The organism is Bacillus sp. 7884-1 (assembly GCF_002272245.1).
In the GTDB taxonomy this organism is placed as follows: Bacteria; Bacillota; Bacilli; order Bacillales; family Cytobacillaceae; genus Neobacillus.
This window is the reverse complement of record NZ_NPDD01000088.1, coordinates 1-19,894: the sequence shown is the minus strand read 5'-3', so window position 1 is coordinate 19,894 and position 19,894 is coordinate 1. Positions and strand designations below refer to the sequence as shown.

At 37.5% G+C, this 19,894-nt stretch carries 19 protein-coding genes; 3 read left to right on the top strand and 16 right to left on the bottom strand.

The genetic code is table 11. The features are described 5' to 3' along the window. Positions 1 to 167: 167 nt before the first annotated feature. The 10 genes from CHI06_RS11510 to CHI06_RS29730 form a co-directional block, all read right to left on the bottom strand. Positions 168 to 368 carry a cold-shock protein gene (locus tag CHI06_RS11510; RefSeq protein WP_007083969.1) on the bottom strand — a complete coding sequence of 67 codons (201 nt, stop codon included), beginning with the start codon at positions 366 to 368 and terminating at the stop codon, positions 168 to 170. Between the two features lie 250 nt (positions 369 to 618). Then, positions 619 to 2,433, bottom strand: coding sequence for a TIGR04190 family B12-binding domain/radical SAM domain protein (locus CHI06_RS11505; protein WP_095248694.1), 1,815 nt, complete (start codon positions 2,431 to 2,433; stop codon positions 619 to 621). Between the two features lie 239 nt (positions 2,434 to 2,672). Beyond that, the gene (gene iscB, locus CHI06_RS11500) at positions 2,673 to 3,899 is read right to left on the bottom strand and encodes an RNA-guided endonuclease IscB (protein WP_142300951.1); all 1,227 of its coding nucleotides are present in this window, start codon (positions 3,897 to 3,899) and stop codon (positions 2,673 to 2,675) included. Positions 3,900 to 4,131: 232 nt separating this feature from the next. Next, on the bottom strand, positions 4,132 to 4,464 hold the full coding sequence (locus tag CHI06_RS11495) for an ArsR/SmtB family transcription factor (RefSeq protein ID WP_095248693.1): 333 nt from the start codon (positions 4,462 to 4,464) through the stop codon (positions 4,132 to 4,134). A gap of 24 nt (positions 4,465 to 4,488) precedes the next feature. Continuing rightward, positions 4,489 to 6,237: a SulP family inorganic anion transporter gene (locus tag CHI06_RS11490; RefSeq protein WP_095248692.1), complete on the bottom strand. Its 1,749-nt coding sequence runs from the start codon at positions 6,235 to 6,237 to the stop codon at positions 4,489 to 4,491. Between the two features lie 385 nt (positions 6,238 to 6,622). Next, a complete protein-coding gene (locus CHI06_RS11485) occupies positions 6,623 to 7,111 on the bottom strand; it encodes a DinB family protein (RefSeq protein WP_095248691.1) in 489 nt (162 codons plus the stop codon). Between the two features lie 62 nt (positions 7,112 to 7,173). Beyond that, positions 7,174 to 8,634, bottom strand: coding sequence for a DUF4153 domain-containing protein (locus tag CHI06_RS11480; protein ID WP_095248690.1), 1,461 nt, complete (start codon positions 8,632 to 8,634; stop codon positions 7,174 to 7,176). A gap of 69 nt (positions 8,635 to 8,703) precedes the next feature. Further along, positions 8,704 to 9,342, bottom strand: a complete 639-nt coding sequence (locus tag CHI06_RS11475; protein WP_095248689.1) for an HAAS signaling domain-containing protein — start codon at positions 9,340 to 9,342, stop codon at positions 8,704 to 8,706. Further along, positions 9,323 to 9,670, bottom strand: coding sequence for a PadR family transcriptional regulator (locus CHI06_RS11470; protein ID WP_095248688.1), 348 nt, complete (start codon positions 9,668 to 9,670; stop codon positions 9,323 to 9,325). The genes CHI06_RS11475 and CHI06_RS11470 overlap by 20 nt, the downstream gene beginning before the upstream one ends. Before the next feature lie 104 nt (positions 9,671 to 9,774). Further along, positions 9,775 to 9,942 carry a hypothetical protein gene (locus CHI06_RS29730; RefSeq protein ID WP_179292604.1) on the bottom strand — a complete coding sequence of 56 codons (168 nt, stop codon included), beginning with the start codon at positions 9,940 to 9,942 and terminating at the stop codon, positions 9,775 to 9,777. Positions 9,943 to 10,441: 499 nt separating this feature from the next. Between CHI06_RS29730 and asnA the strand changes: the two genes are divergently transcribed. From asnA to CHI06_RS11450, 3 genes are all read left to right on the top strand, one after another. Continuing rightward, the gene (gene asnA / locus CHI06_RS11460) at positions 10,442 to 11,455 is read left to right on the top strand and encodes an aspartate--ammonia ligase (RefSeq protein ID WP_095248686.1); all 1,014 of its coding nucleotides are present in this window, start codon (positions 10,442 to 10,444) and stop codon (positions 11,453 to 11,455) included. 82 nt (positions 11,456 to 11,537) lie between these two features. Beyond that, the gene (locus tag CHI06_RS11455; protein WP_095248685.1) at positions 11,538 to 11,888 is read left to right on the top strand and encodes a hypothetical protein; all 351 of its coding nucleotides are present in this window, start codon (positions 11,538 to 11,540) and stop codon (positions 11,886 to 11,888) included. 221 nt (positions 11,889 to 12,109) lie between these two features. Further along, positions 12,110 to 13,306 carry a polysaccharide deacetylase family protein gene (locus CHI06_RS11450; protein ID WP_095248684.1) on the top strand — a complete coding sequence of 399 codons (1,197 nt, stop codon included), beginning with the start codon at positions 12,110 to 12,112 and terminating at the stop codon, positions 13,304 to 13,306. A gap of 40 nt (positions 13,307 to 13,346) precedes the next feature. Here CHI06_RS11450 and aspA read toward each other — a convergent pair whose 3' ends face one another. The 6 genes from aspA to CHI06_RS11420 form a co-directional block, all read right to left on the bottom strand. Beyond that, positions 13,347 to 14,771 (bottom strand): aspartate ammonia-lyase, encoded by a 1,425-nt coding sequence (gene aspA, locus CHI06_RS11445; protein WP_095248683.1) that lies wholly within the window; start codon positions 14,769 to 14,771, stop codon positions 13,347 to 13,349. A 124-nt stretch (positions 14,772 to 14,895) separates the two neighbouring features. Continuing rightward, positions 14,896 to 15,780 carry a YitT family protein gene (locus CHI06_RS11440; RefSeq protein ID WP_095248682.1) on the bottom strand — a complete coding sequence of 295 codons (885 nt, stop codon included), beginning with the start codon at positions 15,778 to 15,780 and terminating at the stop codon, positions 14,896 to 14,898. A 175-nt stretch (positions 15,781 to 15,955) separates the two neighbouring features. Continuing rightward, positions 15,956 to 16,915 carry a biotin-dependent carboxyltransferase family protein gene (locus CHI06_RS11435; protein WP_257009250.1) on the bottom strand — a complete coding sequence of 320 codons (960 nt, stop codon included), beginning with the start codon at positions 16,913 to 16,915 and terminating at the stop codon, positions 15,956 to 15,958. Further along, complete coding sequence (locus CHI06_RS11430) at positions 16,906 to 17,664, bottom strand: LamB/YcsF family protein (RefSeq protein WP_095248681.1); 759 nt, start codon at positions 17,662 to 17,664, stop codon at positions 16,906 to 16,908. The genes CHI06_RS11435 and CHI06_RS11430 overlap by 10 nt, the downstream gene beginning before the upstream one ends. A 5-nt stretch (positions 17,665 to 17,669) precedes the next feature. Continuing rightward, on the bottom strand, positions 17,670 to 18,395 hold the full coding sequence (gene pxpB, locus CHI06_RS11425) for a 5-oxoprolinase subunit PxpB (RefSeq protein WP_095248680.1): 726 nt from the start codon (positions 18,393 to 18,395) through the stop codon (positions 17,670 to 17,672). An 87-nt stretch (positions 18,396 to 18,482) separates the two neighbouring features. Next, on the bottom strand, positions 18,483 to 19,817 hold the full coding sequence (locus CHI06_RS11420) for a Na+/H+ antiporter NhaC family protein (RefSeq protein ID WP_095248679.1): 1,335 nt from the start codon (positions 19,815 to 19,817) through the stop codon (positions 18,483 to 18,485). Between the last annotated feature and the right edge of the window lie 77 nt (positions 19,818 to 19,894).

The following is a 19,894-nucleotide window of genomic DNA, read 5'->3' as shown; positions in this document are numbered from 1 at the left end:
GTCACCCCATCATTTATTAACTCATAAATACTATTATAGCAAAATACCAACTTAAATGAGGATGGAAAACAAAGCAATTAAAGGCAATACTGGGTTAAGATTATTTCACAAAATGCAAAAAACAGCCCGACGCATTGGTCGGGCTGTTAAATCATTGGCTTCATAAATTACTTTTTAGTTACGTTAGCAGCTTGTGGTCCACGAGCACCTTCAACAACTTCGAAAGATACTTCTTGACCTTCTTCTAAAGTTTTGAAACCTTCAGTTTGGATAGCGGAATAGTGAACAAATACGTCGTTTCCATCTTCAGCTTCGATAAATCCGAAACCTTTTTCAGAGTTGAACCATTTTACTTTACCGTTTTTCATGTAAAAAAATCCTCCTATTGGCTTAGATTAAGCCATGTGTGAAATTCACCAAATTACAACGTGATAGCTTTACTTCCACTTTCTTATCCAAACTTCAGTTAAAACTTGAACAAGCTTTGTAACATAAATCTAATCTCGTGCAACGGCTGACTAAAATTTAACATTTTTCAGATTTATAGTCAATAAAATACGATAGACAAAAGCCTACAAAATTCGGGGTTTGTAGTGTTTTTTGGCTGTTTGTATGACATTACTTTTCGTGCTGATTACTGCTAGGATTTGTATCCATAACTTGATTCCTATCAATCCTGCCAAATTTACATTTTATATCCTTTACGACATCTTTAATAAGTAATTCTAAACCAATATAGGTTAGTGATGGGAAGTTTGCAAACAGCTTTTTGACTTCCCATTTCAGTTCATTCTCACCACAAATACTGTGTCGATTGATTTGATCCACTTCTTTTTTTATTATGGAAAGCTCTTTTAGTTTTTCATCCTCCGGCAGGAGCTCCAGTGCGTCAAGTCTGGTAAGGAACTCGACTGACTTTTCTATTTTCAGCCTAACCTCATCATGAACATCTTTTACAATAATAAGATTCTTGTATTTAAATTCATTTAACTTTAAAGCTGAATCATAGGTCGCTTTTACAATTTCCTCTCTTGTCATGCTGTTTGTTTCATAGCTAAGCATATTTTTCCAGGATGGTTGTTTCATAGCTTCACGGAAGTCTTCTAGTTTGTTACAAAATTTTTTATAACCATACTTTTCTGGATTTTCAAATGCCGGACTTCCTGGATCAAGAAATGGCGAAAGTGGTGCAACAAAGTACGAAATATTCGAAGCTCCTCCACATTCTTTGTGAATATTTTCACAAAAATCAACATTTCTCATAGCACTTTCATAACTTTGATTAGGGATTCCCGTCATGAAAAATAAGTCAATTTTAGCGCATCCATGCTTTAACGCATATTGGAGCATGTCTATTACCTTGGCATTTGTACAAGGCAGTTTGCCATTATATTTACGGATATCTTCATCAGCCGATTCAAGGGTAAGTTCGATACTGTACTTTGGCATTGCCTTATTTAATCTTTCAAAAAATTTCTCATCTGCATAATTAAACAATTCGAAGACCATTTCGTTCTTTAACTTCATTTTTGCTAAGCCGTCTAGGAACTCATCAACGTACTCCCTTCCCCCTTGCCTTATATCATTCAAAAGAAAAATAGGTGCACATGTGAATCTTTGAATTAAAGCAATATCTTCGAGCATTTTTTGTGGAGAACGCATGACTAACTTCTTCCGATTACAGTTTAACTCATAGGCATCTTTGGAACCGCCGCAGATTAAACAATTATAATTACAACCTTTAGAAGTTAATATAGCTGTATTTGGATATTGCATCCATCCTTTGTATGGCAATGGGTCTAATAGATTAAAATATTTAAAGACTGAGCCTATTACATAGCGATAACCTGGCAAATTAAACTCATCCAGACTATCTGGAACATAAGTAATTTCGTTATAAAAATATTGATTATTTCGCTTCCAGGTTAGATTAGGAATATCAGCAAATCCCGATACATCCTTCTTCTCCAACTTATTTAGCAGCATTAGGATTAATTTTTCAGTTGTATCACCGCGGACAACAAAATCTATACAAGGATATTCTATTAATTCATTATGAAAATACGTGCTGGAAAGTCCCCCGAACATAACCGGTGTATCAGGATGATACTTCTTAACGATTTTTGCTAATTCCACACTTCCATGCGCATGAGGAAGCCAGTGGAGGTCAATCCCAAATGCCTTTGCTTTTATATTCTTAATTTTTTTCTCAACATCAAAATTCGGATTTAAAAGCATTCGATTTGCGATATTGACAATCTTCACTTTTAATCCAAATCGTTCAAGATAATCCCCTATACTAGTTAAACCAATCGGGTACATTTCAAAAACGGGTGATGAGGGAACCACATCGCTGATTGGACCGGTAAATAGCATTTCTTTTCTGAAATCGTAGACTGTAGGTGGATGCAGCAGTACCAAGTCGTAAATCATTTGATCACTTCCTAAATTCCTAATATTTGTATACACCTTTATAGTAATATAGTAATCAAGGAAAAAGATGGTTCAAATATTACAGTTAATTGATTTTTAAAAAAACAAGATATTCCTAGGGTTAAACATAAAAATAACCGAGGAAAATTAATTCTTCGGCATGGTTACTACTTCTTCATCAACTTTCGGGCGAGGATAACCCGACTTCAGCCAAGCAAGTCGAGGAGGAATCGCTTGCCCTACCTCCTTTCACATAAAAGCGTATTCGCATATTCTATGAGGTGTAATTGTTTGCAGTTAGCAGACGCATGAACTTTTGTTCCATCTAAATAGCGGAGATCAAAGTAACCACTTCTTCGCCTACCAAAAATAAAGCATTCTATTCCGTTGTACCTTACTTTGTCAAAGAGTTGAAATCCTTTCACGAAGCGGGGAGCTTTGTTGTTTTTCCGTTTTCCACCTTTAGATATCGTGGCTTTGTGCAACTGGCGATTATTTTTGCGAACCGCTTTCCATTGAACCACCGTTTCTGTTGGGTTGGCTAAGGGATTTCCACTGATGCAACGAGCATCGACGCTGTGTTCTTTGGCTAATCCATGAGCGATGCGAGTATGCTTGGTGATGTATCCATAGGTGAATTGGGCATCATGGTACTTTTCCTTTATTTGGTTGTAAATAAACCAACGCATGACGGTCATTTGCGAGGCATCCCGTAAAGGTTTTGATTTTCGTTTAAATAGATGCTCCAACCCTTTTTGGTGAAGGTCGTTATGACAGCTCTCGCATAGAGTAATCAAATTATCAGGGCTGTCCCCTCCTGTTTTGCGACTCTCCATGTGGTGGACATTTAAAATCTTTTCTTTCTTTTTACCTTTGCACCATTGACAGGTATGCCCATCACGGTAAAAGATGTACTCCCGTACATTCCAAAAACCCATTTGGTCTCCTTGTTGGTACTGTTCACCTTCAATAGAGGGGTTTTTGAGGAGTTGCGTATCGAATTGTGCCACTTCAACAGTTAATTTGGTAACTGGAAGAATACTGTAAATCAATTTCACCAATTTGATATGAGCATCTACTTTGTTTTGAACAGAAGGAGCAAGCCATCCTTCCTTCCGCTTCCGATTCAGAAAACGAGGTTTGCGGTAGCGGGTGGTACGACTTCTTCTGGCACGGCGGAACTGCAGGCGAGTGGCTAACAATTCTTTGATATCGTTGCGAAGTTGGGATTGTCCCTCCAATAAGACCTGTTTTTCCGTGGTAGCCGACAACCCAACATACTTGGTGCCTGCATCCACACCTAATGAAATGGGTTGTTTGTACCCACTGCTTCCAAATAAAAGTTGAAGGGTAAATGGTGTTTGTTTAACCACTTTGGCTTTCTTTTCTTTTAATAAGATTTTTGCCTTGCGAGGAGAACATGGCATAAGCGGTTCCCCTTGTTTGTTTACAATGTACACGAACATAACGTGTACCTCCTTTTTGGGAGTTAGTGCCTCATACCCAAGGTTGGAAGGGCTTGTTCAGCTTACAGCACCGCTCCTACCCATCAGAGCTTTTAACCATAAGCGACAGTGCAACGGACTTGAGGGGCATCCGAGGGTGTCATGACCTTTCCAACGTAGTCTGCAAGAGACTGAGGGTAGTCAATAAGGGCTTTTAACAAGCCCCCACTTCAACCGTTAGGTAAGTGGTGGGTTATTGACCCTCGTCTCTGAACTTATCTAATATCGTAATCGCGTCCACAAGATGATTGTTAAAAATTTGTCGAGCAACGGCTAGCAGTTCAAAAATCATTGGATCTTTAAGCGTATAAATGACTTTATTTCCTTCTTTTGTTCCCGAGACAATATTCTTCGCTCTTAAAATCGTTAACTGCTGTGAAACAGCAGATCCTTCACTGCCAACAAGGGTTTGAATTTCATTTACATTCTTATCCCCTTCAGCTAGCAGCTCCAATATGCGGATTCTCAGAGGATGTGCAAGAGCTTTGAAAAATTCCGCCTTAAATTGCTGCATTTCAAGATTCAATCCATTCACGTCCTTAATCCCGTTCTAGTAAGTAGCCGAGAGCTTCTGTTTACTGCTTTCCATTACTTCTTGTGCCGAAAGCTTCTTACACTCTTTAAATGCGAAGTGTTTACAGCCAAGACATTTATTGCGATCCAGTTCAGATAATGCAAATTGAATGGCGTCACCTGTGTGTTCAAAGAAATGCTCTTGACCAATCACATCATATAAGCCCGTACTTTTCAAAACATTTTTGGGCTGTTCGTTTATTCCCGATATAATCACTATACCATTTTTTGAAAAATGGGACACAATACTAGCCAAATTGGCCTCACCCGTTGTATCCATAAATGGCACCCTGCTCATCCGTAATAAAAGAATTTTAGGACGATAGTTTATCGTATTCATAATCGAAGTTTCAAAGGTTTGCGCAGCTCCAAAGAATAATGGACCCTCTACATTATAAATACTTACTTGAGGGCAATCATGCGTATCAGATACGATTTGAGTCTCGACCTTTGCATGTTTATGCTCAAGGTTTGGCAGTGCCTTTGTAGTGGTCATCAGATTGCTCATTCTCATTGTAAATAGAACTGCAGCCATGACTAAACCGACTTCAACCGCCGTTGTCAAATTAACAAAAACCGTTAATAAAAAAGTAACGACTAAGACAAGCGAATCAGTAGACTTTGTTTTTAATATATGTGCAAATACTTTGCGTTCACTCATATTCCAGGCAACAACCATTAGGATAGGTGCCATGCTTGCCAGCGGAATATAAGATGCAAATGGAGCGAAAAACATTAAAACAAGCAATACTACAATACCGTGAATAATCCCTGATAATGGGGAAACAGCACCATTTTTAATATTCGTGGCTGTTCTGGCAATAGCCCCTGTTGCCGGTATTCCTCCAAAAAGCGGTGTAATCATATTGGCAATCCCTTGACCAATAAGTTCCTTGTTGCTGTTATGCTTACTATTCGTCATCCCGTCTGCCACAACTGCTGAAAGTAAGGATTCAATCCCTCCAAGCATGGCAATGATAAATGCTGGTTTTAATAGAGTAATAATCATTTCAAAGCTCAAATCAGGTATTTGGAGTTGTGGCAATGAACTTGGAATCTGTCCATAAGCACTTCCAATGGTTGCTACTTGCCCTGGATATAGAAAGGTAGCAATCATAGTTGAAACAACTAAACCTATTAGTGGACCTGGGACCTTAGGGGCAATCCTGGGTGTCAGAATAATGGTTGCTAAACATATGACAGCTGTTAGGATGCTCAAAAGATTAATAGTATCAATGTTAATGATAAGTTCGTTTAGATTGTTGATAAATTCTTCGTGTTTCTTAATCCCCGTCAATCCTAGGAAACTAGCAATTTGTCCGGTAAAAATGGTAATCGCAATCCCCGTTGTAAATCCAATGGTTACAGGTCTTGGGATAAATTTTATTAATGATCCCATTTTGAAAATTCCCATTAAAACCAGCATGATCCCGGCTAAAAATCCTGCTATTAACAAATTTTCGTATCCGTACGTCATAACGATTCCAAATAAAATCGGAATAAACGCACCAGTTGGACCGCCGATTTGGTACTTCGAGCCTCCAAAAAGGGAAATGAGGATTCCGGCAACAATTGTTGTGTAGATTCCATATTCCGGCTTCACCCCTGAAGCAATCGCGAAGGCCATCCCAAGAGGTATGGCAATTACACCGACAATGAGTCCTGATAGGACATCTTTTGGTACATTACTTAAGGAATATTGATGGAATCTTTTGTCACTAAACATATGAACCCTTCTTATCTTTTAAATTTGTATATCTGATTATTTGAATATAGAGGAATACGAAGCAATAATCAAGACATTTGTTTAAAAAATATTTCCAGTTGTATTGTCCCCTTTCACTGTGGTATATTTATTGAGCGATGAGCTGAGTTGTGTAAGTCGAGAAACATTCCTTTTTGGAGCGCACTATGTGGAGTGTGGTTTTTCGCCTCAATACGCAAAGACGCCTGCTATATGCAGGCGTCTTTTTTATTTTTTTATAAGTTTTCCCTTCGATTACAACCATCATTATTGATTCTTGTCATGGTGACAACTTTTTCACTTATCCTTCAATTATGGTCATCATGAAAGTATTAATTACTACCAAAGACCGGCCCGGTTTTTTCAGTTAGCTTAACCCCTGTTCAGGATCCCAGGAACCTTGCATTTTTCGAATTGTAACAATTTGCCCGATATGATAAGCGTTATGAAGGGTAATACTCGATAGTGATTCTAACCATGTTTCTTTCGAATCTTTACTAATATATTGATCAAGCTTCTCATCTTCACTATTCTTAAGGGTTTCATACCAGTCAGTGATTACCACATTAAAGCGCTCTAAGACTTGCTCCCATTCCAACTCTTTTAAAAAAGTAAAAGTAGTATCATTACTCCCTTCCATCTTTGGAACCGCAATATTCTTAAATCGGTTTAAAAATCTCTCATTCCAAAAAACTAAATGGCTAATAATTTCCCAAATAGAATTCTCGGAATCAGTCTTTTTCCAGTTGGCTTGCTCCGGAGTTAATCCAGCGACTGCTTTTTCAAAAGAAACAAACCAATGACTCTTTTTTTGACAACAAAGAAATTGTTCAAGTAATACATCTTTACGATTCATTATCCAATCTCCCCTAGATAAATGTTTATCCTAATAAATTCGACCAAATCCCTTGATAACCTTTATTCTAAGTGAAGTTTTCTTAATTCTTCATTTGCTTGAACTCTTTTTAAGTTATAGGATTGCCAAGAATTATTGCTCAGATTTGCTTCATTTTTTCTTTCTAGTAATACATTTTTCAATCCCGGAAGCTGAGGGTTTTCTTCATATAGCTCAATTAATCCTAGAATACCTGTGTAAGATAAGCTATTTAGGTAATGCAAATCAATTTTCCCACTTTGTTCATATCGTTCAATATTCTTTGTCACGATAATTTGCTCGACGTTTATTACGTTCATCACTGTGTAATAGAGTAATGCGCTTATAAAATAAAAGTGGAATAAGGAAAGTTTTTCTATCCAAATCTTAATTAAGGTATACATGAAAATGACAACAAGAAAAATCATAAACGAATGCGCCATCACTCTTATGAAGGTAAACCCATATGCGTCTTCGTACATGCTTAAACGCATGAAGGCTGAACTCAATAACACAGCACTCGAAAGGACAAGAGTGGTTAGCAGCAATTGAATAAATCTTTTTATGAAACCTATCGTGCTCTTAACAAAGGTTAAAACAAGTACAGTAATCGAAAGATTGATCAGTGTAACAAATAAAAGTTCAAAAAAGCCTTTTCTTGCATATTCAGCATAGGTGAAGTCACCTTGCAGCGACCCACTGAAAAAGTATTTAAATTGAACAATGGTAAAGAGGACATATACCACATTTATTAACACTAGGACAGTAATGGTAATGACATCATCCATTTTAAAGGTTTGTTCATCACCATTCTGATTCATTACATTTATTTGTTTCTTCATCAGAACCTGCATAAGACCAAAGAAGGCAAAAGTATAAAATAAAACTACGACGATACGAAAAACTACTTCAGCATCGATTACTTGAAACCATTGTGGAATTCCCCCTACCATCTTTTCAAATTGAGTATCTGCAGACATAAGCAACATTAAAACAACCATCAAAACGGGAATGGAAATCAATATTCCAATTGAAACCTTTTTCCACACCTGAAACTTACTTTCGTCGACACCCTGTTTAAAAACCTTTCCCAAAAGTGACGCAAATACGAAATTATACTTTATTGCACCACCTAATTTCAAAAATAAGTAGGTAATAAAGGCAGGTTTATTCCAACGAATGCTTTTTTGACTTGTTACTAATACAAGATGGAAAAAAACAAGTATTGGAATCGCGATAATATTCAAAGCATAAAAGTACATATTATCATTAATAAAATAGCTAGCTGCTAACAGCCAGATACAAATCAATACAAGATAACCGAATCGCTGGTGAGAGGAGGAAACACGGCGGTATCGGAAAAAGAACAAGCCATAAAAGGCAACAATAAACACTAAGTAGGATATGCCTATTTCAGCTCTAAAAAAAGCTTCCTCTGCCACAATTCCTAACACCATACACAACAATAAAAAAATCCAATCTGATTTGCCTATTTTCAATTCCATAAATATCCCTCTTCCATATAGAAATTCTATATACATAGTTTTACTAGGTATGTAGGTAAAAAAAGCTGCTTATATCGATGCCTTCTTACCCCACCGATATCCAAGCCAACTAATTGGATATAAGATGATGGTCAAAATGATACAAGCAATAATAAATGATTTTGTTAATAACGGTTCAAACCACGAATGCGGAATAATTTCAAATACCGTTAAGACCATTAACAACAGATTTGGTATCAATGAAAGTAAAAAAGTCTTTTTTAGCAGGCTTCTTCCTCCATGTCCAAAGCCTTTTCCAATTTCGTAGCCGAGCAATGCCCAAAAAAACATATAAATAAAGGCAATTAAGACTGGGATTGCCGTTAGATGACTCCAAATAACGGAAAGCCAATTCCATTGAAATACATTATGGAAAAACGTTAATAAGCTTCCTCCCCCAAAAAAGAGTATATTCATGAGGATAAAAAGCCATTTCATATTACTCGGTGTTACAGAGAGCTCCTCTTTCCACATGGCTGCTATATCCTCAGGACTCCCTAGTCTGGAAATAAATCTTTCCATTATTTCAGTCTCATCATTACAATCATAAGATTCAATAAGAATTTCCTCGATATGGACTTCATATTCCATTAGAATACTTTTCTTATCTTGATGGTTTCCAAGCCCTTTTTCGAGCTCTTCTAGAAATTTATTCTTCGGCCGTTCCATGCTTTGATCTCCCTATTACCTTGTTCATCACCTTTACAAAATCCTGCCATTCACGGGTTTTTTCATTCAGTACTTCTTTTCCGGCATCTGTAATTTGGTAGTATTTCCGTGCGGGACCTTTTTCCTGTTCCTGCCAATAGCACTCTATATACTCTTGTTTTTCAAGCTTGTGTAAAGCTGGATATAATGTCCCCTCTTTAACGCTTAAGCCATTATCACTTCGCTGCTCTAATTCTTTCACTAATTCGTATCCATACATATCTCTTTCATTTAACAATTGAAGCAAGATTAATGAAGTACTTCCCTTTACAAGTTCACGATTAAACATTTCCTCACCTACCTAGAATTATTAGGTACATAGAAATTCTACACTAGATAAAATCATTTGTAAAACAAAAAAGTGACGATTTTTCAAATCGTCACCAATCCTGACTATTTCTTAATCTTTTTTTGATGTTGGATAAATTCGTCACGTTCCCCGCCATCAGATAATTCCTCGGAAAACTCATGATTAACGCTTTGATCACGACGCTCAAAGGGTCTAACAATTCTTGGCGGAATATTATTATTAGGGGCTGCTTGTTCGTTCCAATCACTCATAGTATCACCTCTTCTAATAGTTTGGGAATCATGGTAAAAAACATACATAAATCATTTCCTGTATAATTATTCCATTTTTTCATCATACTAAGAAAAAAACAATGAGGTGTAAAACATGGGTTTAATTAACTCCTTTAACCAATGGAGAGAAACTAGATATCAAAATCATGTATCTCATATGAGGACTCAAGAAAAATGTCCTGATTGCTACGGGAGAGGCTTTACAGTTTATCCCTATAATGAATTTGCTTATTATAACTCAGTTGAATGTCCAGGTTGTCAAGGCGGTGGGACTTACTCAGATTGGGATCAACTGAGGTAGTGAAAAAATCTCTTCATTCGAGTCAAATCGGTTGGAGAGATTTTTTTTTGTTGTTTGATCTAAACCTATGGAAAGGAAATCATAATTTTGCTATAATCTCAGAATATTCTTTTGGAATACATCTGATTGCATATAAAAACACTTTTTCAATTATGATTTACTGGAGGTTTTGATGTAATGCAAAATTCACTATCTACACAACAGCTTTATGCTTCAAAATTAGATCTTTTACAAACAGAAGTGGCAATTAAGAAAACAAAGGATTTCTTTGAAAGTTCATTAGCTGAGAGTTTAAATTTAACCCGAGTATCGGCCCCTATCCTTTTAAAATCCGGCAAGGGTTTAAATGATGACTTAAATGGTGTCGAAAGAATGGTTTCCTTTGAGGCACTAGATATTAAAAATGCAAATATTGAAATTGTTCAATCGTTAGCAAAATGGAAAAGGATGGCCCTGGCAAGGTATGGCTTTGCCCATGATGCAGGTTTATACACAGATATGAATGCGATTAGAAGAGATGAAGTTCTTGACCACTTGCATTCCATTTATGTAGACCAATGGGATTGGGAGAAAATTATTACAAAAGAAGAGCGTAACTTAGGGACTTTAAAATCAGAAGTACAAAAAATATTTCAAGTATTTAAAAACACAGAAAACTATTTACACGAGCATTATCCTGTACTTGAGCCTACTCTGCCTGATGAGATTCATTTTATTACCACGCAGGAACTTGAAACAATGTATCCAGATCTTTCACCGAAAGAACGAGAAGACAGGATTGCAAAAGAATATGGTGCCGTGTTCATTATGCAAATTGGGGGTCAGTTATTATCTGGGGAAAAACATGATGGTCGGTCACCAGATTATGATGATTGGACATTAAATGGTGATATTATTTTCTGGTATCCCCTTCTGGAACAATCCATTGAAGTTTCTTCTATGGGCATTCGTGTAGATGAAGAGGCACTAAAAAAACAGTTAAAGATTTCAAATACTGAGGATAGAATGTCCTTAGAATACCATCAAGCTATTCTAAATCAGGAACTGCCTTATACAATTGGAGGAGGAATTGGACAATCAAGAATATGTATGTTGTTCCTTCAAAAAGTACACATTGGCGAGGTTCAGGTTTCCGTCTGGAATGATGAAATTATTGAAAACTGTAGAAAAGCAAACATCACACTCTTGTAAATTAACTACCTGAATAATAAGAAGACTTTCTGGAGATTTATAAAGATATGTATGCTTGTATATTTCTTGAGGGGGTGCTTTAATGTCTGTTTTTGTTTATCAGACGTTTATTATTAAACAGGATAAATTTAAAGAAGCGATAGACAATTTACGTGAGATTAAAAAATTCAGAAATGATAATTATAACCATCATGTTGAAATCCTAACACCTATTTCAGGAGAAGATCATACCTATGCACTTCTTACTACATACGATGGGTTAGGAGAAATGGAATTAGAAAACAAAAGGTTGTTTGACGATGAGGAATACTTAGAACTTATTGGTCCTTTTTTCCTAGAAAATATCACTGAAGGAAGCATGTATACACAAATCTATAGGGCTCTAAGTGATAAAAAGAATGACAAAAAGAATGATAAGAAGAGTGAAAAATAACGTAAAGAACCGCACGGATGATAATCATGTGCGGTTCTTTTTATGTTGTTACCAATAATTCGTGACCATCTGCCTATAACCCTTCATATGATATAATTAAAGCAGAAATTTGTTCCTCCTACTAAATTCCTCACTGACAATCATTATGTACCCATATACAGTAATAATCCGAACTTGAATTCTGCTCCCTATTCATTTTTATCAATAAGGGGGAATTTTCGATGACAGGAATAATAATGATTCTTACCGTTATGATATTTTCATTATTCCTAGTATTGGGGGTTGTTTCGCACTTCCAAAAAAAGAGGGGGAAGTGGATTTACTTCTCACTTACAGCCTTGAGTATGATTGGCTTTGTCTTTATGTTGTTTTTCTTAAATTGGGACCTTTCAAAGCCTGGACAAAACAATCCTGATCCACCCATGACCGAAATTCCTGATAAAGGAAACGAGGACCCAGGTATAGAAAATCCTCCACCAGTAAATCCAACAGTTGAAGATCCAAATGATGAAGAACCAGCCGGTGAAGAGCCAAAAGATGAAGATCCGAAAGATGAGGAGCCAGCCGATCCACCTCCTGCAGAACCTGCAAAAATTATTGTCCCAGAAGATGGAACTGTGGATTATAAAGTTGTGGCTGGAGACACCTTATGGTCGATTGCAGAGAGGGCCGATTTGACAGTTGCTAAAATAAAGCAATGGAATAATCTAACCTCAGATAATATCTTCGTTGGTCAAATCTTAAAATTATATGGAAAAAATGTTGAGCCACCTCCGCCACAAGAACCGCCAAAACAAGAAACTCCACCAACGACAGCGCAATCTGTCATCATTTCAAACGGCAGCCTTCAGCAAAAGGAAATCGCCTTAACCTTTGATGCCGGCAGTGACGCAATTGGAATTGCAATTTTGGATGTACTGAAAAAGCATAACGTTAAAGCGACTTTTTTCCTTACAGGAAGCTGGGCAGATAAGTTTCCGAGTTACGCTAAGAAAATGGCTGTTGATGGGCATGATATTGGAAACCATACTTACTCCCACCCAGATTCAGTTAACACGAATACGAATATTTTTGTCCAGGATATTATAAAAGCAGAAGAAGCAATAAAACGAGCAACAGGTGTTACTCCACGTCCTTATTTCCGCTTTCCTTTTGGTTCCTATAATGCAGCTGCCCTAAAAGCTGTTGGCAGTGCAGGATATCCATACAGCATCCAATGGACCATTGATACCATTGACTGGCAGCAGCCTTCTGTTGAAGTTATTATTTCAAGAATACAATCAGGAGCAAGCAACGGAGACATCATCCTCATGCATATTGGAGGAATCAATACACCTGAAGCAGTTGATAGGGTCATCCCTATACTAAAATCAATGGGATATAACTTAGTAACCCTAACAGAATTACTCGATTTATAGACACTAAGAAGGGTGCTCATTAAGGAGCACCCTTCAAAGATTAATCTCTATCCAAAAGTTCTTCTCCTGCAATACCTGGCTCAGTCATTTCATAGACATTCAATATAATATCTAATTCCTCTTCTGTTAAAACATCATACTGTAAACATAGTTCACGAACAGATTTCCCAGAAATGGTCGCTTCTCTGGCAATTCGTGCTGCTACTTCGTATCCGAGATGTGGATTTACAGCCGTAATAATTCCCACACTTTTGTTTACATAATCTTTTAAACGCTCTTCATTTGCTTCAATGCCTGTTAAGCAATGGTCTGTAAAAGCACGGAACCCGTTGTTCATAATACTGATGGACTGAAGAAGGTTAAAAACTAAAACTGGCTCCATTACATTCAGCTCAAGTTGACCAGCTTCAGATGCAAGACAAATGGTGTGGTCATTCCCAATCACCTGGAAGGCAATTTGATTGATTAGCTCAGGCATAACTGGATTCACCTTTCCTGGCATAATCGAAGAACCTGGCTGACGTGCAGGCAGACGAATTTCACCAAGCCCAGCTCGAGGACCTGAAGCCATCAAGCGAAGGTCATTAGCGATTTTCGACATATTCATCATGCAGACTTTTAGAGCGGCTGAAACCTCTGTATAAGCGTCTGTATTTTGGGTAGCATCCACAAGGTGCTCTGCATTTACAAGTGGAAAACCACTGATTTCAGCGAGTTGTTTCACTACATCTTTAATATATTTAGGATCTGCGTTCAAGCCTGTTCCTACTGCTGTCGCTCCCATATTCACTTCTAACAAATGCTCTCGTGTATGTTTAATTCGATTGATATCACGAGTAAGGACCCGAGAGTAAGCTTCAAATTCTTGTCCAAGACGAATCGGAACGGCATCCTGTAGATGCGTACGTCCCATTTTAATAACCTTCTCAAACTGGACAGCTTTTTGTTTGAATACTTTTTGCATATCTTCCATTGTTACTAGTAATTTTTCTAATAATGTAAGAGTTGAGATATGTATTGCTGTTGGAAAAACATCATTCGTAGATTGTGACATATTTACATGTGTGTTAGGACTTAAATGAAAATAATCACCTTTAGCTTGGCCAAGTAATTCGAGTCCACGATTAGCGATGACTTCATTTACATTCATGTTCATCGATGTACCCGCACCACCCTGAATCGGATCGACGATAAATTGATCATCCCATTTACCAGCAATAATCTCATCTGCAGCTTGTATGATGACATCAGCAAGACCTTTGTATAATCTAGTAGTATTCATATTAGCAATTGCTGCTGCCTTTTTTACCATTGCAAGCGCTTTAATTAGGGACTCATGAATGCGATAACCTGTAATCGGAAAATTCTCTACTGCCCTGATCGTTTGAATCCCATAGTACGCATCAACCGGTATCTCTTTTTCACCTAAGAAGTCTTTCTCAATTCTTTTCTTGTCTGTTGACATCCCGTTTCATCCTTTTCTAGTAATCTATCAGTTACACATCAAATGTAACATAAAAACCGTTGAAAGAGGATAATAAAAAAATCCCAGAGAACTTAGCCCTGAGATTTTTTCGTAAATGTGTAAATTAATGGATGTCCCTCTTCTTGAAACGTCCGCCCCTAACTTCGGATATGTCTGCTATCGCCAAAAAGGCATTTGGATCAATTTCCTCAACAATCGTTGTCAGTTTCGATTCTTCTAGTCGAGTGATGATACTGAAAATTACCTTCTTATGGTCTCCGGTATAGGCTCCCTCACCCTTAAGGTATGTTACACCACGACCTAAGCGAGCATTTACGGCATTTCCAATTTCTTCTGCTACATCACTGATAATCCAAACAGATTTCGATTCCTCGAAACCATCCACTACCGTATCAATTGCTTTCGCAGCAATAACGTAAGCTAGCAAGGAATACATCGCCCGGTCCCAACTGAACACAAATCCTGCTGCCCCTAAAATAAAGAGGTTAATAAACATAATAATTTGACCAACGGAGAATGGTACTTTCTTGGTGATCACAAGCGATAGTATTTCTGTACCATCTAATGCTCCACCGAAGCGAATAACAATTCCAACTCCAATTCCTAATATCATGCCGCCAAAAATGGTCGCAAGAAGTATATCGTCGGTAAAGGCTGGTATTGGATGAAATAATGTTGTAAAAACAGATAAAACAATAATTCCATATACAGTAGAAATAGCGAAGGTTTTACCCATCTGTTTGTATCCCAAATATACAAATGGCAGGTTTAACAGGAATAGAAAGATACCGAGCTCAAGACCCGTTAGATGAGATAACATTATCGATATACCTGTTACGCCGCCATCAATTACTTTGTTGGGGACTAAAAAGATCTCTAGACCGGTAGCCATTAATATCGCACCGAGAGAAATGGCTATCGCTCGAAAGATTTTTTTACTAAGAGGCAGTTTTCGATGCTGCACTTTTCCGTTTACTAATTCTGTCACAAAATCACACCTTATCAAAAATTTATTATAAAAACCATACTTGAGAAGTTAATTATGCTGTTAATTCTCGGACTAGGTTATTATTACCAAGTTATGCAGCTATCATGAATTATTTATTACTATCATTATATCATAAAATCTATTAAACCTGAATTTAAGTTCACTTTTAGGAAGGTTAAGACCTAGACAACAAGTTTAAATATTTTATCGTTTTCTTACATTCGATTATCAAATTTTGGGCAGATTGAAGGGAAATCTCCTTAAATCTTATCCTTGTTCCCGGTTTAGCTTGAGCAAGAAGCGGGATATCTGTTGATATAACCGTTCCTATTCTAGAATAGCCTCCTGTAGTTTGGTGCTCAGCCATTAGAATAATGGGCTGCCCGCTTGGTGGGACTTGAATTCCACCTAAGGGAATGGTGTCAGAAATAATATCAGCTGTACTGCTATGCTCAATTTTTGGACCCGATAATTGATACCCCATTCGGTTTGATTGAGGAGAGATGATATATTCTCTAGTCAGGAATGTTTCGAATCCGAATGAAGTAAATTTATCCTTATGGGGGCCCGCTATTATCCTAAGTGTTAATGAATTCGTATATTCTGGAATAAACTTGGCGTGAAGAAATCTATTTCTTCTGATGCAGGGTTTCCCATAAAGGATATCTCCTTCTTTTAGAGCCCTGCCATCCAACCCTCCAAATTTCCCTGTTAAATATGTTGATTTACTGTTCAATACGAGTGGAACATGAATACCTCCAGCAACACTAATATACGTTCTTGCTCCCTCTTTTACCCTGCCAAACGAGAGGGTTTGCCCTTTCTTTATTACGGTGCATTTCCAAAGGTTTACCTCCTTATTATTAATTTTCGGGGTGAAATTACCGCCGCATATTGCAATAGAGACGTCATGCAAAGCCAAGAGAACGGGTCCTATTAGAGGTGCTTCAAGTGCTGCCTCACCTAAGAAGTTACCAACTAATAAATTACCCATTTGTAAAGAATATGAGTCCATCGCTCCTGATGGGCTAACCCCGTATTCACGGAATCCATATCTTCCGAGGTCTTGTACAGTAGTTTGCAATCCTGGTTTTATTACCTTAAAGATTGGAGTCTTCATCTTACTTACCAACACTTTCTTATCCCTATATTTTCCTTTAACAAAGCTTGTTTTAATTCCTTACTAAACTCTAAGGCATCAGGTTCATCGCCATGAACACATATTGTGTCTGCACTGATATCTATGTCGGTACCATCTGTTGCAGTTACTTTTCCTTCCTTAACCATTCGAATTAATCTTTCCGCTGCAAGCTTCACATCATGAATCATACTGTTCTGTTGGCTTCTCGAGGTTAAGGTCCCATCAGGCTGATAGGTTCGATCAGCAAATACTTCTGACGCTGTCAGCAAGCCCTTTTCATTACCTGCCAGTATAAGTTCACTGCCAGATAAACCAAAAAGGATTAATCTTCTATCATAATCTGCTACAGCCTGTGCAATAGCAACAGCGATTGAACGACTACTAGATGCCATATTATATAGTGCACCATGTGGCTTTACATGAACCAATGATACACCTTGAGTTTGAGCAAACGCAGCTAGGGCACCAATCTGATAGAGGGTTAGATTATAAATTTCTGTTGGATTAATATTCATTTCCCGCCGTCCAAATCCTGCTAGATCAGGAAATCCAGGGTGTGCGCCAATTCTCACATGATACTTTTTAGCCAGTTTTACGGTTTCCATCATCACATTATGATCTCCAGCATGATAGCCGCAAGCAATATTTGCAGAAGAGATATGTTTCATAATTTCTTTATCATTTCCAATTTTATATAACCCATAACTCTCTCCAAGATCACAATTAAGATCAATAACATTCATGTCTATTACTCTCCCTTTTTGTAAGTCAATATTTCATACTTTCTAGCAGCTGCCCGTTCTTTTAGGTAAAGGAACTCCTCATAATCTACAGGCAGGAAGGTGACATAATTTCCTGTCGATAAAAGCGACGGATTTTCATTTTCAATATCAAATAATCGTAATGGGGTTATGCCAATAATCCTCCAACCCGAAGGTACCTCAGCTGGATATATCCCCGTTTGACTTCCTCCAATACCAACAGACCCTGCCGCTATTTTGGATCTCGGCTTTTCTAGACGAGGAGCGGTGATTTTATCGGAAAGTCCGCCTAGATATGGGAAACCCGCTACAAACCCAATCATATGTATCAAGTATTCTTTGTTTGCGTGATGATTAATTACTTCCTGCTCACTTATTTTATTGTATTCGGCAATGAAATTTAGATCCGGTCCAGTCTCCCCGCCATAATAAACCGGGATCCTATAGACAATTGATTCTATTTTGGTTGTTTCCAGTGCAGCCTCATAGGCTGAATATACTTTTTTCTTTAATAGATTATATGAAATAATTGAGGGATTATAAAATATGGAGATGGACGTATAGGCAGGGATACATTCTAGCACTCCTACCACCTTATTTCCTCTAAACACATGTAGAAATTGATGAATTTGATGATGAATCCTTTCATCAATTTTATTGCCAAAGGTAATCGTGATTGCGGAATCACCTAATGGTACAATTTCAACACACATTTACCTCACCTTCTTGTCGCAAGAATTTGTTATTATTAAACTTTACTTTATGTAATTCATCGTGATTATGCAAAAAAAACGCTCTGATCACTGTAGATCAGAACGTAATTGTTTAGTCGTGTTTTCATTACCACTTTTTATAGTAAGACGTGGGTAACCAGTTAAAATGGCTGCCACTCCACATATTCCTATTAATACTGGGTAATAAGAATAGGTTAAAATACTGACAGGGGATATGCCAGCTACCCCTGCAGCAACGAGCAATTGAGCTCCATATGGGATTAATCCTTGAATGCTGCACGAAAAAACGTCGAGTAAACTTGCTGATTTGCGAGGGTCAATTCCGTACTTATCAGCTATATTCTTTGCAAGCGGTCCAGCAATAACGATTGAGATTGTATTATTTGCAGTTGCTAGATCTGTTAAGCTTACAAGTCCAGCGATCCCGAATTCAGCACCTTTTTTCGATTTAATGTTACTCGTTACGAGATGGAGTAAATAATCAATTCCGCCATTATGTTTTATTACTTCCACCATACCAGCAATTAAAATGGCCAGGAAGGATATTTCAAACATTCCCGCCATACCCTCACTCGTTTTCTGAATGAGTTCCATAAGCTTATAACTGCCATCAACTATCCCAATAAAACCGGCGAACAGTATTCCGAATGCAAGAACCAAAAATACATTTACTCCTGCCAACGCAGTAATTAGTACACCTAGATAGGGTAGAATCTTTATCCAATTAAAGGATTGCTGACTGATATTGGCTTGTTCACCCATTGTTAGTATAGCAAGAATGATACAGGTAATAATGGCTGCAGGAAGAACAATAAGAAAATTCATTTTAAATTTATCTTTCATTTTTGTCCCTTGCGTCCTGACTGCTGCAATCGTGGTATCCGAAATAAAAGACAAGTTATCCCCAAACATGGCTCCACCTATCACTGCTGCCATCGAAAGAGCAAGTGATATATCCGTTTGCTCACTAATACCAACTCCTATAGGGGCTAGTGCTACAATTGTTCCCATACTTGTCCCCATTGATAAGGATATAAAACAAGCAATAATAAAGACACCGACCATTAACAGATTTTGAGGTACTATAGATAATGCCATATTAACTGTTGAATCTACTGCACCCATGCCTTTAGCTGTCTCTGAAAAGGCACCTGCTAACAGGAAAATCACAACCATAAGCATGATATTTGATTCCCCCGCACCTCTAGTGAAAATTTCTACCTTTTGATTAAAAGTTTCTTTCCTATTCATTGTTAACGCTACAGCTGCTGCAATAACAATTGCCACAATGACCGGAAATTTATAAAAATCGCCCGTGACAATTCCCGATCCGATAAATAATACTAAAAATACAGCAAAAGGTATCAACGCCCATGGATTGCCTTTTTTGTTTGTACTCATGGTAAACACCCTCTCTTCCGTTTAACCTAGGCTGTGTTAAAGGTAACTGTTGATTTTAGAACTCTTTTGATTTGTGC

What these genes read in the sequence shown, in the direction of transcription:
- CHI06_RS11480 (WP_095248690.1), bottom strand. Translation starts at nt 8,634, where the DNA reads ATGGAATTGAAAATAGGCAAATCAGATTGGATTTTTTTATTGTTGTGT.
- CHI06_RS11470 (WP_095248688.1), bottom strand. Translation starts at nt 9,670, where the DNA reads ATGTTTAATCGTGAACTTGTAAAGGGAAGTACTTCATTAATCTTGCTT.
- CHI06_RS29730 (WP_179292604.1), bottom strand. Translation starts at nt 9,942, where the DNA reads ATGAGTGATTGGAACGAACAAGCAGCCCCTAATAATAATATTCCGCCA.
- aspA (WP_095248683.1), bottom strand. Translation starts at nt 14,771, where the DNA reads ATGTCAACAGACAAGAAAAGAATTGAGAAAGACTTCTTAGGTGAAAAA.
- CHI06_RS11455 (WP_095248685.1), top strand. Translation starts at nt 11,538, where the DNA reads ATGTCTGTTTTTGTTTATCAGACGTTTATTATTAAACAGGATAAATTT.
- CHI06_RS11485 (WP_095248691.1), bottom strand. Translation starts at nt 7,111, where the DNA reads ATGAATCGTAAAGATGTATTACTTGAACAATTTCTTTGTTGTCAAAAA.
- CHI06_RS11490 (WP_095248692.1), bottom strand. Translation starts at nt 6,237, where the DNA reads ATGTTTAGTGACAAAAGATTCCATCAATATTCCTTAAGTAATGTACCA.
- CHI06_RS11450 (WP_095248684.1), top strand. Translation starts at nt 12,110, where the DNA reads ATGACAGGAATAATAATGATTCTTACCGTTATGATATTTTCATTATTC.
- CHI06_RS11430 (WP_095248681.1), bottom strand. Translation starts at nt 17,664, where the DNA reads ATGAATGTTATTGATCTTAATTGTGATCTTGGAGAGAGTTATGGGTTA.
- CHI06_RS11510 (WP_007083969.1), bottom strand. Translation starts at nt 368, where the DNA reads ATGAAAAACGGTAAAGTAAAATGGTTCAACTCTGAAAAAGGTTTCGGA.
- pxpB (WP_095248680.1), bottom strand. Translation starts at nt 18,395, where the DNA reads ATGTGTGTTGAAATTGTACCATTAGGTGATTCCGCAATCACGATTACC.
- asnA (WP_095248686.1), top strand. Translation starts at nt 10,442, where the DNA reads ATGCAAAATTCACTATCTACACAACAGCTTTATGCTTCAAAATTAGAT.
- CHI06_RS11420 (WP_095248679.1), bottom strand. Translation starts at nt 19,817, where the DNA reads ATGAGTACAAACAAAAAAGGCAATCCATGGGCGTTGATACCTTTTGCT.
- CHI06_RS11505 (WP_095248694.1), bottom strand. Translation starts at nt 2,433, where the DNA reads ATGATTTACGACTTGGTACTGCTGCATCCACCTACAGTCTACGATTTC.
- iscB (WP_142300951.1), bottom strand. Translation starts at nt 3,899, where the DNA reads ATGTTCGTGTACATTGTAAACAAACAAGGGGAACCGCTTATGCCATGT.
- CHI06_RS11475 (WP_095248689.1), bottom strand. Translation starts at nt 9,342, where the DNA reads ATGGAACGGCCGAAGAATAAATTTCTAGAAGAGCTCGAAAAAGGGCTT.